This window comes from Rhizobium leguminosarum (genome assembly GCF_002953715.1).
GTDB classification, from domain to species: domain Bacteria; phylum Pseudomonadota; class Alphaproteobacteria; order Rhizobiales; family Rhizobiaceae; genus Rhizobium; species Rhizobium leguminosarum_V.
Window position 1 is genome coordinate 3,827,070 of record NZ_CP025012.1, and the last position, 13,938, is coordinate 3,841,007.

Sequence of the window (13,938 nt, forward strand, 5' to 3'; positions counted from 1 at the left end):
AGTTTTGATGGGTAAGAGGCCGGCAGCGGAGCGCAAGGGAGAGGTAGAGGACCGCATCGGCAAGGGTGCGGCCTTCGACTATGCGCCGCTTCCTGGTTCCGCTGACGAGATGGTCGACAACAAAGGCGCTGTCCGCCCGGTCTGGCAGCGTTTCCTCTCGCATTTGAGCGCAATGCCGGAAAAGGATCTTGCCGAGCGTTTCGCCCGCGCCGACCGCTACCTGCGGGATGCCGGGGTCTTCTACCGCGCCTATGGCAGCAAAGGCACCGGCGAACGCGAATGGCCGATCTCGCATATCCCGGTGCTGATCGACGAGCGCGAATGGAAGACGCTGTCGGCGGGCCTCGTCCAGCGCGCCGACCTGCTGGAGGCGATCGTTGCCGATATCTACGGCGACAACCGACTGGTGGAGGAAGGGGTCCTGCCGCCGGCGCTGATGGCCGCCAATCCCGAATTCCAGCGCCCGCTCGCCGGCATCCGGCCGGGCTCCGGACATTATTTGCATTTTTGCGCCTTCGAGATCGGCCGCGGACCTGACGGCAACTGGTGGGTGCTGGCCGACAGGACGCAGGCGCCGTCGGGCGCCGGTTTCGCTCTGGAAAGCCGCGTCGCGACGACCCGGGCCTTTTCGGATATCTATGCCGAAACCCCGGTCCATCGCCTCGCCTCCTTCTTTGGCGCCTTCCGCGACGCGCTTCAGGGCATGAAACATTCGGGCGACGACCGCATCGCCGTACTGACGCCCGGCCCCGCCAACGAGACCTACTACGAGCACGCCTACATCGCCCGCTATCTCGGCTTCATGCTGCTCGAGGGCGAAGACCTGACCGTCGTCAAGGGCCGCGTCATGGTGCGCACCGTCGCCGGTCTGAAGCCGATCGGCGTACTCTGGCGCCGTCTCGATTCGGCCTTTGCCGACCCGCTGGAACTGAACCAGAATTCGCATATCGGGACGCCGGGCCTGGTGGAAGCGCTGCGCGCCGAAAGCGTCACCATCGTCAATGCGCTCGGCACCGGCGTTCTCGAAACCCGGGCGCTTCTGGCCTTCATGCCGACCATCTGCCACCGTCTGCTGGGGGAGGATCTGCAGCTGCCCTCGATCGCCACCTGGTGGTGCGGCCAGAAGGAAGAGCGTGAGCACGTCGCAAAGAACATCGAGAAGATGGTCATCGGGCCGGCCTATTCCCGGGCACCCTTCTTCGACGACAACGGCGAATCCGTGCTCGGCTCATCGCTGCGTGCGACCGCCAGGGATTCCATTACCGACTGGCTAAGTTCGGACGGCCCCAAACTGGTCGGCCAGGAGGTCGTCACGCTGTCGACGACTCCCGCCTGGGTGGACGGCAAGCTCGTGCCGCGGCCGATGTCGCTGCGCGTCTTCGCTGCCCGCACGGCAAATGGCTGGCAGATCATGCCCGGCGGTTTTGCCCGCATCGGCTCCGGCGCCGATGTCGCAGCGATCGCCATGCAGTCGGGCGGAGCGGCCGCCGACGTCTGGATCGTCAGCGACAAGCCGGTCGAGCGCCACACGCTGCTACCAGCCGAGGGCAGCTTCACCCGCAACATGCCGGGCAGTCTGCCGAGCCGGGCAGCCGATAATCTGTTCTGGCTCGGCCGCTACATCGAACGCGCCGAAGGGGCGCTGCGCATCCTGCGCGCCTGGCATGCGCGTTACGCCGAAGCTGCCGATCCGAGCCAGCCGCTGCTCGCCGATGTCTCCGAGTATCTCACCGCCGTCGATATCGATACCGCCGAGGCCGTGCCGGAAACGCTGCTGCGCAACATCGATAGCGCCGTCTATTCGGCGAGCAACATCCGCGACCGTTTCTCGCCGGACGGCTGGCTGGCACTCAACGATCTCGCCAAGACCGCCCGACGCTTTCACGTCACCGTCGCTGCCGGCGACGATGCCAGCCATGCGATGACGATCCTTCTGCGTAAACTCGCGGGCTTCGCCGGCCTCGTGCACGAGAACATGTACCGCTTCACCGGCTGGCGCTTCCTCTCGCTCGGCCGCTATATCGAGCGCGGCCTGCACATGACGCGCCTGCTCGGCCACATGTCCGGCCCGGAAGCGCCCGACGGCGCCCTCGACATGCTGCTCGAGATCGGCGACAGCGTCATGACCCACCGCCGCCGCTACAACGTCAACACGGCACGGCTGACCGTCACCGACTTGCTGGCGCTCGACCCCCTGAACCCCCGCTCGGTCCTCTTCCAGGTGAACGAGATCCACCATGAGGTCGAGCAGCTGCCGAATGCCCTGATCAACGGCCAGATGTCGCCCTTCTACCGCGAGGCGATGCGGCTCCATTCCGGCCTGGCGGTGATGACGCCGGAGGGCATGGGGGTCGAGGTCTATCAACGGCTCGAACGCGAATTGGAGCAGCTTTCCGATCTGCTCGCCCAGACCTATCTCGGGTGACGGCGATGCTCTACGATCTCTCCCTCCACATGGGTTACAGCTACGACGTGCCGGCCTCCGGCGCCCGCCACGTCATGCGCCTGATGCCGCTGTCGCTGCCCAACCGGCAGCGCCTGGTCGCCGGCTCGATCACCATCTCGCCGACGCCGGACGAGCAGTCGCATTTCGTCGATTTCTTCCATCATCCCACCACCTCCTTCATGCTGCGCGCGCCGCACGAGACGCTCGACATTCGCATGCAGGCCCGCGTGCAGGTGGAAAGCCAGCCGATCGCCGCCGATTTCTCGCCGTTGCTTGCCGACTTGCCGGAGGAAATATCAGGCATCTGGTCGTTGGCGCCGGATTCGCCGCACCACTTCCTTGGCGATAGCCCGCGCCTGACCCAAGCGCGCGAGATCGCCGACTATGCGCAAAGCTGTGCCACGCCTGAGCTGACGGCGATGCAGATCGCCCATGCGCTCTGTGCCCGCATCAACAAGGATTTCACCTACGACCCCGACGCGACGACGGTGGACACGACGCCGCTCGAGGCGTTCAAGTTGAAGCGCGGCGTCTGCCAGGATTTCACCCACATCATGATCCTGGCGCTCCGAAGCCTCGGCATTCCGGCCGGCTACGTCTCCGGTTTCCTGCGCACCATCCCGCCGCCCGGCAAGGAACGGTTGGAAGGGGCGGACGCCATGCATGCCTGGGTCAGGATCTGGTGCGGTGAGACGATCGGCTGGATCGAACTCGATCCGACCAACAACATCCCCGCCGGCATGGACCACATCGTCGTCGCCTATGGCCGCGACTATTCCGACGTCGTTCCCGTCATCGGCGTATTGAAAAGCTATGGCGGCCAACGCGCCGTCCAGGCGGTCGACGTGATCCCGCTGAAATAATCCCAAAACTGGAAAAATCCGACGATTCGTTAAAATTCTATTGATGCCGTAAGGACAGCGGAAAGGAGGGGCGTGGCTAATATCACCTCACAGGGCCTCCATATACGGGTGAACATGATGAGCACCTCCTCTTTGCATCCCTGCCTGCGTCGCATGCTTGGCGACCGTGGCGGTAACTTCGGAATCATGACTGCCATTCTTCTGCCTGTACTTGTCGGCGCCGCCGGCCTGGCAATCGACTTTTCGAATGCGATCCTGTCTAAGCGTGAACTGCAGGAAGCTACGGATGCCGGTGCTCTTGCCGCCGCAACCGCGCTTGCCAACGGAACGGCTCCGACCACTGCTGCCGCCGAGACCATCGCGAAAGAATTCGTAAGCGGCCAGATGGCCAATTATGTCGGCACCGAGGCCATGAACAGCATCAAGGCTGGAACGAGCGTCAACGTCAACGCGAGCACGACGGCAACGAGCAAGAGCTATAAGATTACCGTCAACACCTCCTATACCATTGCCACCACACCATTCATGGGCGTTTTGGGCTACAAGACGATGAATATCGGCGCCTCGAGTTCGACTTCGAGCGGCACGAACGATACTAAGACCGCCCTCTCCATGGAACTGGTGCTCGACCAATCTGGTTCGATGGGCGACAACACCACTACCTGCGCCACCTATAGTGGCAAAAAGTGTAAGACCTACGTTACCAAGATCGACGCGCTCAAACAGGCAGCCGATGCCCTCTTTACGGCATTGAACACCGCCGATCCGGACCACAGCCTCGTACGCACCGGTGCGTATTCTTACAATAACGGTCTTATTTATAATACCCAAAAGACCCAGATCAAAAGCATGAGCGGTATGGCCTGGGGCACGGCGACGACAGCAACTTATGTGAGCGGGATTACAGCAAGCGGCGGGACCGATGCCACCGAACCAATGAGGCAAGCAACTCTTTCCATCGCGAAAGCTTCGGACGGTTCGGACGTTGAGACTCAAGCACATGTGGCCAAAGGCAACAGAATTGTGTCTCGCTACATTATTCTGATGACCGACGGCGAAATGACCGGCAACACGGGCGAATGGCAACAGTCATTCGACCAGAATGTTCGTGACCAATGCGATGCAACCAAGACAGCCGGCATCAAGATCTTCAGCGTCGCCTTCATGGCCCCGGACAAAGGCAAGCAGCTACTCCAGTACTGCGCGTCGCCGGGCGGCAACTATTACGAGGCCGAAACCATGGAGAAGCTGGTGGCGTCCTTTACCAGCATCGCAAAAGAGGCGACGAAGGCTCTCACGCTGCTGACGAACTGATTGCCTCAGCCCAGCCGGTAGTTTAACCCAGCAAAAAGCCGCGACGGAACAAACCAGCGCGGCTTTTCGTTATGCTCGTTCGGCCCATCAGATCCGGAAAAGCCATTGAAATCAACCCCCTCGACCCGCGTGAATATGAAGGTTTCGCAAATTTTTCGTTTGCCCAAATCCCTTGTTGCAAGTGCTTAGTAACGATGCATAAACTGTCGGCCGAGCAAGCGACAAATTGATTGAATCAGGCATAACATCCTGAAACAAAATTAAAATTGGCGAGACCTGACGATGAACACTGTTTCTAAGCCGATCATCCCCTCCCCCGCCCCTCGCAGTTCAAGGCCGGAAATTCTCGCTGAAGAAATCATCGAACGTCTGACCTACCGCATCGGCAAGGACGCCAAGGTGGCAAAGCCGCATGACTGGCTGACGGCGACGATCCTGGTGGTGCGCGACCGCATCATCGACAGGTGGATGGCTTCCACCCGTGAGGTTTATGCGACCGGCGCCAAGCGCGTCTATTATCTTTCTCTTGAATTCCTGATCGGCCGCCTGATGCGCGACGCCGTTTCGAACCTCGGCCTGATGGAGGAAGTGCGCGACGCGCTCGCCTCGCTCGGCGTCGACGTCAACGTCATCGCCGGCCTGGAGCCGGATGCCGCGCTCGGCAACGGCGGCCTCGGCCGCCTGGCTGCCTGTTTCATGGAGAGCATGGCGACCGTCGACGTTCCGGCCTATGGCTACGGCATCCGCTATGTTCACGGCCTCTTCCGCCAGCAGCTGGCCGACGGCTGGCAGGTGGAACTGCCGGAAAACTGGCTCGCCCATGGCAATCCCTGGGAATTCGAGCGCCGCGAAAGCGCCTATGAAATCGGCTTCGGCGGCGCCGTCGAATTCATCACCACCCATGACGACCAGCCGCGCTACGTCTGGAAACCGGCCGAGCGCGTCATTGCCGCCGCCTTCGACACGCCGGCCGTCGGCTGGCGCGGCAAGCGCGTCAACACGCTGCGCCTCTGGTCGGCGCAACCGATCGATCCGATCCTGCTCGATGCCTTCAACGCCGGCGACCACATCGGCGCGCTCCGCGAAAGCAACAAGGCCGAAAGCCTGACCCGGGTTCTCTATCCTGCCGACGCCACCCCGGCCGGCCAGGAACTGCGCCTGCGCCAGGAATTCTTCTTCTCGTCGGCCTCGCTGCAGGACATCCTGCGCCGCCATCTGCAGCAATATGACGACTTCACCTCGCTGCCGGACAAGGTGGCGATCCAGCTGAACGACACCCACCCCGCCGTCTCGGTCGCCGAACTCGTGCGCCTGCTCTGTGACGTGCATGGCATGGATTTCGACCAGGCCTGGGAAATCACCCGCCATACCTTCTCCTACACCAACCACACGCTTCTGCCCGAAGCGCTGGAAAGCTGGGCGGTGCCGCTGTTTGAGCGTCTGCTGCCGCGCCATATGCAGATCATCTATGCGATCAATGCCAAGATCCTGATCGACGCCCGTAAGGGCAAGAACTTCTCCGATGGCGAAATCCGCTCGATCTCGCTGATCGATGAAAGCGGCGACCGCCGCGTGCGCATGGGCAACCTCGCTTTCGTCGGCTCGCATTCGATCAATGGCGTCTCGGCGCTGCACACCGACCTGATGAAGGTCACCGTCTTCGCCGACCTGCACAAGCTCTATCCCGACCGCATCAACAACAAGACCAACGGCATCACGCCGCGCCGCTGGCTGCAGCAGTGCAATCCCGGTCTCACCGGCCTGATCCGCGAGGCGATCGGCGACGAATTCCTCGATGATGCCGAGAAGCTCCGCGCGCTCGACGTGCACTCCTCCGATCCGGCTTTCCAGCAGAAGTTCGCAGCCGTAAAGCGCGCCAACAAGGTGGCACTCTCCAACCTCGTCGCCAGCCGCATGGGTGTGAAGCTCGATCCGTCGGCGATGTTCGACATCCAGATCAAGCGTATCCACGAATACAAGCGCCAGCTGCTGAACATCATCGAGGCCGTCGCGCTCTACGACCAGATCCGCTCGCATCCCGAGCTCGACTGGGTGCCGCGCGTGAAACTCTTCGCCGGCAAGGCGGCGCCGAGTTATTACAATGCCAAGCTCATCATCAAGCTGATCAACGACGTCTCCCGCACGATCAACAACGATCCGTCGGTACGCGGCCTGCTGAAAATCGTCTTCGTGCCGAACTACAATGTCTCGCTCGCCGAGGTCATGGTTCCCGCCGCCGACCTCTCGGAGCAGATCTCGACCGCCGGCATGGAAGCCTCCGGCACCGGCAACATGAAGTTCGGCCTCAACGGCGCACTGACGATCGGCACGCTCGATGGCGCCAATGTCGAGATGCGCGACAATGTCGGCGAGGACAACATCGTCATCTTCGGCCTCAAGGCCGACGAGGTGTCGAAAGTCCGCAGTGATGGCCACAATCCCCGCGCCATCATCGAGGGATCGCGCGAACTCGCCCAGGCGCTTGCCGCTATCGGTTCCGGCGTCTTCTCGCCCGATGACCGCAACCGCTACACGGCGCTGATCGACGGCATCTATTCGCATGACTGGTTCATGGTCGCTGCCGACTTCGACGCCTATGCCCAGGCCCAGCGGGAAGTCGACCAGATCTGGACCAACCAGTCCGCCTGGTACACCAAGACAATCAACAATACGGCGCGGATGGGCTGGTTCTCTTCCGACCGTACCATCAGGCAATATGCAGACGAAATCTGGAGAGCCGGATGAAAACGCCGAAGATCGTCCCTGAAGTAAAGCTTTCCTGGGAAATTTCGGCAGATGAAATCACGGCGATCCTTGCCGGCTCGCATTCCAATCCCTTTGCCGTCCTGGGTGTGCATCAGGCCGGCGACGCCTTCGTCGCCCGGTGCTTCATCCAGGGCGCAGAGGAGGTGACCGCCATGACGCTCGATGGCGGCGTCATCGGCGAGCTGAAACAACTCCATGCCGACGGCGTCTTTGCCGGCCCGGTTTCCCTCACAAAGCTCCAGCCGGTGCGTTACCGTGCCCGGCGAGGCGATGCCGAATGGGCTGTCACCGATCCCTACAGTTTCGGTCCGGTGCTCGGACCGATGGACGATTATTTCGCCCGCGAGGGTTCGCACCTGCGCCTATTCGACAAGATGGGCGCCCACCTCATCAAGCATGACGGCGCCCAGGGCATCCATTTCGCCGTCTGGGCGCCGAATGCGCAGCGCGTCTCCGTCGTCGGTGATTTCAACAATTGGGACGGCCGTCGCCACGTGATGCGCTTCCGCTCCGATAGCGGCATCTGGGAAATCTTTGCTCCTGACGTACCGATCGGCGTCGCTTACAAGTTCGAAATCCGCGGCCAGGACGGCGTATTGCTGCCGCTGAAGGCAGATCCCTTTGCACGGCGCAGCGAGCTCCGACCGAAGACCGCCTCGATCACCGCCGCCGAACTGGAGCAGGAGTGGGAAGACGAGGCCCATCTGAAGCACTGGCGCGAGACCGACAAGCGCCGCCAGCCGATCTCGATCTACGAGGTGCATGCCGCCTCCTGGCAACGCCGGCAGGACGGCACGATGCTGTCCTGGGACGAGCTCGCCTCCAGCCTCATCCCCTATTGCGCCGACATGGGCTTCACGCATATCGAATTCCTGCCGATCACCGAGTACCCCTACGACCCCTCCTGGGGTTACCAGACGACCGGCCTCTATGCGCCGACCGCGCGTTTCGGCGAGCCGGAGGGTTTTGCCCGTTTCGTCAACGGCTGCCACAAGGTCGGCATCGGCGTCATCCTCGACTGGGTGCCGGCGCATTTTCCGACCGACGAACACGGTCTCGGCTGGTTCGACGGCACCGCCCTCTACGAGCACGAAGATCCGCGCAAGGGCTTCCACCCGGACTGGAGCACGGCGATCTACAATTTCGGCCGCACCGAGGTCGTTTCCTATCTCGTTAACAACGCGCTCTACTGGGCCGAAAAATTCCATCTCGACGGTCTGCGTGTCGATGCTGTCGCTTCGATGCTCTACCTCGATTATTCGCGCAAGCACGGCGAGTGGATCCCGAACGAATATGGCGGCAACGAGAACCTCGAAGCGGTCCGTTTTCTGCAGGATCTCAACATCCGCATCTATGGCAAAAATTCCAACGTCATGACCATCGCCGAGGAATCGACCTCCTGGCCGAAAGTCTCGCAGCCCGTCCATGAAGGCGGCCTCGGCTTCGGTTTCAAGTGGAACATGGGCTTCATGCACGACACGCTGAGCTACATGAGCCGTGATCCCATCTATCGCGGGCACCACCACAACGAACTCACCTTCGGCCTGCTCTACGCCTATTCGGAAAATTTCGTCTTGCCGCTCTCGCATGACGAGGTTGTCCATGGAAAAGGCTCGCTGATCGCCAAGATGCCGGGCGACGACTGGCAGAAATTCGCTAATCTGCGCGCCTACTACGCCTATATGTGGGGCTATCCCGGCAAGAAGCTGTTGTTCATGGGCCAGGAATTCGCCCAGTGGAGCGAGTGGAGCGAAGAGAAGGCACTCGACTGGAACCTGCTTCAGTATCGCATGCACGAGGGCATGCGGCGCCTGGTGCGCGACCTCAATTTCACCTATCGCAGCAAGCCTGCGCTGCATGAGCGTGACTGCGAAGGCGAAGGTTTCGAATGGCTGGTCGCCGACGACCACCAGAATTCCGTCTTTGCCTGGCTGCGCAAGGCGCCGGGCCAGAAGCCGGTCGCCGTCATCACCAATTTCACCCCTGTCTATCGCGAGAACTACTCGATCCGCCTGCCGTCTGCAGGCCGCTGGCGGGAAATCCTGAACACCGATGCCGACATTTACGGCGGCAGCGGCAAGGGCAATGGCGGGCGCGTGCAGGCCGTCGATGCCGGCGGCAACATCACCTGCTCGATTACCTTGCCGCCCTTGGCGACAATCATGCTTGAACCTGAAAATTAGTGACTGGTGGGAGGAGAAAATGGTAGAAAAGCGCGTTCAGCCACTTGCCCGCGATGCAATGGCTTATGTTCTGGCGGGCGGCAGGGGAAGCCGTCTCAAGGAACTCACCGACCGGCGTGCCAAGCCGGCCGTCTATTTTGGCGGCAAGGCCCGCATCATCGATTTCGCCCTGTCGAACGCCCTGAATTCCGGCATCCGCCGCATCGGCGTCGCCACGCAATACAAGGCGCATTCGCTGATCCGCCACATGCAGCGCGGCTGGAACTTCTTCCGCCCTGAGCGTAACGAGAGCTTCGACATTCTGCCGGCCAGCCAGCGCGTCTCCGAGACACAATGGTATGAAGGTACGGCCGACGCCGTCTATCAGAACATCGACATCATCCAGGATTACGGTGTCGAATACATGGTCATTCTCGCCGGCGACCACGTCTACAAGATGGACTATGAATGGATGCTGCAGCAGCACGTCGATTCCGGCGCCGACGTCACCATCGGCTGCCTGGAAGTGCCGCGCATGGAAGCGAGCGGCTTCGGCGTCATGCATGTCAACGACAAGGACGAGATCATCGCCTTCGTCGAGAAACCGGCCGATCCGCCGCCCATTCCCGACAAGCCGGATTTCGCCCTCGCCTCAATGGGCATCTACGTCTTCCACACCAAGTTCCTGCTCGATGCGCTGCGCCGCGACGCTGCCGACCCGACCTCGAGCCGCGACTTTGGCAAGGACATTATCCCCTATATCGTCAAGAACGGTAAGGCGGTCGCCCACCGCTTCGCCAAGTCCTGCGTCCGTTCGGATTTCGAGCATGAACCCTACTGGCGCGACGTCGGCACGATCGACGCCTATTGGCAGGCCAATATCGACCTGACGGCGATCGTTCCGGAGCTCGACATCTACGACAAGTCCTGGCCGATCTGGACCTATGCCGAGATCACCCCGCCGGCGAAATTCGTCCATGACGACGAGGATCGCCGCGGCTCGGCCACCTCCTCCGTTGTGTCAGGCGACTGCATCATCTCGGGCGCCATGCTCAACAACAGCCTGCTCTTCACGGGCGTCAGGGCCAACTCCTTCTCCAAGATGGAAGGGGCGGTCATCCTGCCGAATGTGAAGATCGGGCGGCGCGCGCAGCTCAAGAATGTGGTGATCGACCATGGCGTCGTCATTCCGGAAGGCCTGGTCGTCGGCGAGGATCCCGAGCTCGATGCCAAGCGCTTCCGGCGGACGGAAAGCGGCATCTGCCTGATCACGCAACCGATGATCGACAAGCTGGATATCTGACTTATGAAAGTTCTTTCGGTTTCGTCCGAAGTCTTCCCTTTGATCAAGACAGGGGGTCTGGCCGATGTGTCCGGCGCCCTGCCGATTGCTCTCAAAGCCTTCGGGGTCGAGACCAAGACCCTTCTGCCCGGCTATCCCGCCGTCATGAAGGTCATTCGCGACCCGGTCGTCAGGCTCGAAATCCCCGACCTGCTCGGTGAGCGGGCGACCGTGCTCGAGGTCCAGCACGAGGGCGTCGATCTGCTCGTCCTCGATGCGCCGGCCTATTACGACAGGCCGGGCGGGCCCTATCTCGATCCGCTCGGCAAAGACTATCCCGACAACTGGCGTCGGTTCGCCGCCCTGTCGCTCGCCGCCTCCGAGATCGCCGCCGGTCTGCTGCCCGGCTGGCGGCCCGATCTCGTCCACACCCACGACTGGCAGGCGGCGCTGACGTCGGTCTATATGCGCTATTATCCGACGCCGGAACTGCCGAGCGTGCTGACCATTCACAACATCGCCTTCCAGGGCCAGTTCGGTTCCGAGATCTTTCCCGGCCTGCGCCTGCCTGCCCATGCCTTCGCCACCGAAAGCATCGAATATTACGGCACTGTCGGCTTCCTCAAAGGCGGCCTTAAGACCGCGCATGCGATCACGACAGTCAGCCCGACCTATGCCGATGAGATTCTGACGTCGGAATTCGGCATGGGGCTGGAGGGCGTCATCGCCAGCCGCATCGACGATCTGCACGGCATCGTCAACGGCATCGACACCGATATCTGGAACCCGGCGACCGATCCTGTCGTCCACACCCATTACGGCCCGACGACACTGAAGAACCGCGAGGAGAACCGTCGCTCGATCGCCGAATTCTTCCGCCTCGACAATGACGACGCCCCGATCTTCTGCGTCATCAGCCGTCTCACCTGGCAGAAGGGCATGGATGTCGTCGCCAACATCGCCGACGAGATCGTCGCCATGGGCGGCAAGCTCGTCGTGCTCGGCTCCGGCGAAGCCGCACTTGAAGGCGCGCTGCTCGCCGCAGCCGCCCGCCATCCCGGCCGCATCGGCGTCTCGATCGGTTATAACGAGCCGATGTCGCACCTGATGCAGGCCGGCTGCGATGCGATCATCATCCCCTCGCGCTTCGAACCCTGCGGCCTGACCCAGCTTTACGGCCTGCGTTACGGCTGCGTGCCGATCGTCGCCCGCACCGGCGGGTTGAATGACACTGTGATCGACGCCAATCACGCCGCACTTGCGGCGAAAGTCGCAACCGGCATACAATTTGCGCCCGTAACCGAAACAGGCATGCTACAGGCAATCCGCCGTGCGATGCACTTTTATCAGGACCGAAAACTCTGGACCCAATTGCAAAAGCAGGGCATGAAATCGGATGTCTCCTGGGAGAAGAGCGCCGAACGCTACGCTGCCCTCTATTCAAGCCTCGTCTCGAAAGGCATGTGAACTAAAATGATCAAGTCCGTCCCCACCACGCCCTATCTGGACCAGAAACCCGGCACGTCGGGCCTGCGCAAGAAGGTTCCGGTCTTCCAACAGCCGAACTATGCGGAGAACTTCATCCAGTCGATCTTCGATTCGCTGGAAGGCTATCAGGGCAAGTGCCTCGTCATCGGCGGCGACGGACGCTACTACAATCGCGAGGTCATCCAGAAGGCGGTCAAGATGGCCGCCGCCAATGGCTTCGGCAAGGTCATGGTCGGCAAGGGCGGCATCCTGTCGACGCCGGCCGCTTCCCACATCATCCGCAAATACAAGGCTTTCGGCGGCATCATCCTCTCCGCCAGCCACAATCCCGGCGGCCCGACCGAAGACTTCGGCATCAAATACAACATCAACAATGGCGGCCCGGCGCCGGAAAAGATCACCGACGCGATCTATGCGCGCTCCAAGACGATCGACAGCTACAAGATCGCTGATTTCGCCGACGTCAATCTCGACCGCATCGGCAAGGACGAGCTTCCCGGCGGCACGATCCTCTCGGTCATCGACCCGGTCGAGGACTATGCTGCGCTGATGGAAGAGCTGTTTGATTTCGGCGCCATCCGCAATCTGATCAGCCTCGGCTTCCGCATTGCCTTCGATGGAATGAGCGCCGTCACCGGCCCCTATGCCAAGGAAATCTTCGAAAATCGTCTCGGCGCTCCCTCGGGTTCGGTGCGCAATTTCATGCCGCTGCCGGATTTCGGCGGCCATCATCCGGACCCGAACCCGGTTCACTGCAAGGAACTCTTCGATGAGATGATGGGCGATGACGCGCCCGATTTCGGCGCCGCCTCCGACGGCGACGGCGACCGCAATCTCATTATCGGCCGCGGCATCTTCGTCACGCCTTCCGACAGCCTGGCGATCCTTGCCGCCAACGCCAATCTCGCGCCCGGCTATTCCGGCGGCCTTGCCGGCATCGCTCGCTCGATGCCGACATCAGGCGCTGCCGACCGCGTCGCCGAAAAGCGCGGCATCGGCATGTATGAAACGCCGACCGGCTGGAAGTTCTTCGGCAACCTGCTCGACGCCGGCATGGCGACGATCTGCGGTGAGGAAAGCTCCGGCACGGGGTCCAGTCACGTCCGCGAAAAGGATGGCCTCTGGGCCGTGCTGTTGTGGCTGAACATTCTTGCCGTGCGCGGCGAGAGCGTCGCCGATATCGTCACCCAGCACTGGCAGACCTACGGCCGCAACTATTACTCACGCCATGATTATGAAGGCCTCGACACCGATGCCGCAAACGGCCTGGTGGACAATCTCCGCAGCCAGCTTTCCACCCTGCCCGGCAAGAGCTTTGGCAGCCTGAAGGTCGAGAAGGCCGACGACTTCGCCTACCACGACCCGATCGACAAATCGGTGAGCGAGCATCAGGGTATCCGCGTGCTCTTCGAGGGCGGCTCCCGCGTCGTCTTCCGTCTGTCCGGCACCGGCACGTCTGGCGCAACCTTGCGCGTCTATATCGAACGCTACGAGCCGGATTCGACTCGCCACAACATCGAAACGCAGGAAGCGCTCGCCGATCTGATCGCGGCCGCCGAAAGCATTGCCAGCATTCGGGAACGCACGGGACGCGATGCGCCAACCGTGATCACCTGA

Annotated in this window: 8 protein-coding genes; all 8 read left to right on the plus strand. The window is 61.8% G+C overall.

Annotated features, from left to right (window positions below):
* Positions 1-7: 7 nt before the first annotated feature.
* The 8 genes from CUJ84_RS19120 (at position 8) to CUJ84_RS19155 (ending at position 13,938) form a co-directional block, all read left to right on the plus strand.
* Positions 8-2,425 carry a circularly permuted type 2 ATP-grasp protein gene (locus CUJ84_RS19120; RefSeq protein WP_105008243.1) on the plus strand — a complete coding sequence of 806 codons (2,418 nt, stop codon included), beginning with the start codon at positions 8-10 and terminating at the stop codon, positions 2,423-2,425.
* Positions 2,426-2,430: 5 nt separating this feature from the next.
* On the plus strand, positions 2,431-3,309 hold the full coding sequence (locus CUJ84_RS19125; RefSeq protein ID WP_105008244.1) for a transglutaminase family protein: 879 nt from the start codon (positions 2,431-2,433) through the stop codon (positions 3,307-3,309).
* A 117-nt stretch (positions 3,310-3,426) separates the two neighbouring features.
* Positions 3,427-4,623: a TadE/TadG family type IV pilus assembly protein gene (locus CUJ84_RS19130; protein WP_105008245.1), complete on the plus strand. Its 1,197-nt coding sequence runs from the start codon at positions 3,427-3,429 to the stop codon at positions 4,621-4,623.
* Positions 4,624-4,905: 282 nt separating this feature from the next.
* Positions 4,906-7,368, plus strand: a complete 2,463-nt coding sequence (locus CUJ84_RS19135; protein ID WP_105007366.1) for a glycogen/starch/alpha-glucan phosphorylase — start codon at positions 4,906-4,908, stop codon at positions 7,366-7,368.
* A complete protein-coding gene (gene glgB / locus CUJ84_RS19140) occupies positions 7,365-9,572 on the plus strand; it encodes a 1,4-alpha-glucan branching protein GlgB (protein ID WP_105007367.1) in 2,208 nt (735 codons plus the stop codon). Before CUJ84_RS19135 ends, glgB begins: the two co-directional genes overlap by 4 nt.
* A 19-nt stretch (positions 9,573-9,591) precedes the next feature.
* Positions 9,592-10,854: a glucose-1-phosphate adenylyltransferase gene (glgC, locus tag CUJ84_RS19145; protein WP_105007368.1), complete on the plus strand. Its 1,263-nt coding sequence runs from the start codon at positions 9,592-9,594 to the stop codon at positions 10,852-10,854.
* 3 nt (positions 10,855-10,857) lie between these two features.
* A complete protein-coding gene (glgA, locus tag CUJ84_RS19150; protein ID WP_105007369.1) occupies positions 10,858-12,300 on the plus strand; it encodes a glycogen synthase GlgA in 1,443 nt (480 codons plus the stop codon).
* 6 nt (positions 12,301-12,306) lie between these two features.
* The gene (locus tag CUJ84_RS19155; RefSeq protein WP_105007370.1) at positions 12,307-13,938 is read left to right on the plus strand and encodes an alpha-D-glucose phosphate-specific phosphoglucomutase; all 1,632 of its coding nucleotides are present in this window, start codon (positions 12,307-12,309) and stop codon (positions 13,936-13,938) included.